This window comes from Pollutimonas rozaliensis (assembly GCF_048751585.1).
Classification (GTDB): Bacteria; Pseudomonadota; Gammaproteobacteria; order Burkholderiales; family Burkholderiaceae_B.
In genome coordinates this window covers 1-260 of sequence record NZ_JAZHOB010000207.1, presented here as the reverse complement: position 1 = coordinate 260, position 260 = coordinate 1, and the positions used below count along the sequence as shown (strand labels likewise).

The 260-nt window shown below is 44.6% G+C and carries 1 protein-coding gene; it reads left to right on the top strand.

All coding sequences use genetic code 11. The annotated features are described in order from the left end of the window. The coding region (locus V0R37_RS22610; protein WP_420376624.1) for a Trp family transcriptional regulator at positions 1-205 on the top strand (205 nt) is incomplete at its 5' end. Positions 206-260: the final 55 nt, after the last annotated feature.

The following is a 260-nucleotide window of genomic DNA, read 5'->3' as shown; positions in this document are numbered from 1 at the left end:
GACCATGTTAATGACCCCTGATGAACGAGAGGCATTAGTTGCACGAGTTAATATTCTCTGTGAGTTACTGAAAGGGGAGTTATCTCAACGACAAATGAGCCAACTTCTAGGAGTGGGCGTAGCGACCATTACTCGTGGGTCTAATGAGCTGAAATCCCGCTCATTAACAGAGCGTGAAGCTTTGGCGGCGTTATTCCTGAAGTAGCGCGATTTATTACTTGCCGTGATATGAATCATTTCGCAGTAAACCAGAAAAAAAC